This window comes from Microbacterium sp. Bi128 (assembly GCF_918698205.1).
The window spans coordinates 1-1,474 of record NZ_CAKKMM010001267.1 but is presented as its reverse complement, the minus strand read 5'-3'; the positions used below and the strand labels follow the sequence as shown (position 1 = coordinate 1,474).

The window sequence follows — 1,474 nt, the reverse complement described above, 5'->3', positions numbered from 1 at the left end:
TGTACAGGGTGTTGTCGACGCGGAACCTGGTGACCGGTTTTCCGGTCGTCTTGTCGCGCGCACCCTTGCGGCCGACGCCGTGCGGGTACACCTTGTTGAGCTCCGTGCAGTTCTTGTACGACTTCGGCGCCGGCGCGGCGGTTGCCGGCACGGCCGTGGCGCTCAGGACGACGGCGGTACCCGCCAAGGACGCGATAAGCAATTTCTTCAGGCGCACGTTTAAGAGCACTCCCCCAGGTAGAAGCCCTCGGCCGCGGATCGGCGAGGGGCAGGAAAATGCTAACCCACGAATTCGCTGTTTCCGGTCAGGCTCAGGCGCCGTGATCCGAGCCCTGGTCCAGCTTGTCGAGGTCCTGGGCCACCATCGCCTCGCTGCGCTGCCACAGGGCCTTGGCCAGGCCCGCGTCGTAGGCCTGCTTGTTGGCCTTCGAGAGCGTCCGTTTGGCGTAGTAGGCGCCGGAGATCCAGTCGTGGCCCGGGGTGGCGTTGGCGAGCCACACAAGGGTATCCGCGCCCTGGTCAGGGGTCAGCATGAAGCGCTTAAGGAACGACTTATAGGCCAGGCGCATGGGGCTTGTGGAGTCGGCAGCGAAGTTGGTGGCCACGCCGCCGGGGTGGAACGCCGCCGTCGAGATTCCCTCTGTGTTGTAGCGGTTGTGCAGTTCGGCGGTGAAGAGGATGTTGGCGAGCTTGGCGTTGCCGTAGGCGCGGTTGGTGGAGTAGCTCTTGATCGCGTCGAGGTCGTCGATGTCGAACTTGGCGAAGAGCGAATTCGCGACGCTCGAGGTGTTGATGACGGTGGCCTGGCTGGCGGTCAGCACCTCGATCAGCTCGGTGGTGAGCAGGAACGGGGCCAGGTGGTTAACCTGGAAGGTTTTCTCGTGGCCGTCCACGCTGAGCTCACGGGGACCCATGATGCCGCCGGCGTTGTTGGCCAGGACGTCGATCCGCGGGTACTTTTCCTTCAGCTGCGTGGCCAGGGTCCGCACCTGGGCAAGGTCGGCGAAGTCGCTGACAAAGAATTCCGCGCCGATTTCGTTCGCGATCGCCTCGGTCTTTTGCGCAGAACGCCCGACGACGACCACACGTTCCCCCTGCCGGGCGAAGGTCCGCGCGGCGGACGCGCCGATGCCGTCGCTGGCTCCGGTGATGACGATAGTGCGCTCGGGCATTGAGGTGTCCTTAGAACGAAGCGATGGGCTGGTCTTTTGGAATCCAGCCCCGTCGAATTCTAACGAGTGCAACTGAGAGTTCGTTCCGCCGGAGCCGGGAGCTTTCCGAGACTCTGCTGGGAATCCCCCGCAGCGCCTAGATGCGCAGCGGCGACCGGAAACTCAGGGCCGTGCCGGCGTTTTGCAACTTCAGGCTGATGGCCAGCATTTCTTCGGTGGTCCGGAGCAGCGAGTAGTGACTGTAGTTGCCCTGGATAACGGTGCCCGGGACCACGGATGGTGCCACCACGAAATTGGGCACC

General features: G+C 64.0%; 2 protein-coding genes. Both read right to left on the bottom strand.

Features of this window, described 5'->3' with window-relative positions; genetic code table 11:
• The coding region (locus tag LQV45_RS31885) for an excalibur calcium-binding domain-containing protein (RefSeq protein WP_230011453.1) at positions 1-217 on the bottom strand (217 nt) is incomplete at its 3' end.
• 94 nt (positions 218-311) lie between these two features.
• On the bottom strand, positions 312-1,172 hold the full coding sequence (locus tag LQV45_RS31880) for an SDR family NAD(P)-dependent oxidoreductase (RefSeq protein ID WP_230011452.1): 861 nt from the start codon (positions 1,170-1,172) through the stop codon (positions 312-314).
• Positions 1,173-1,474 lie beyond the last annotated feature (302 nt).

What these genes read in the sequence shown, in the direction of transcription:
- LQV45_RS31880 (WP_230011452.1), bottom strand. Translation starts at nt 1,172, where the DNA reads ATGCCCGAGCGCACTATCGTCATCACCGGAGCCAGCGACGGCATCGGC.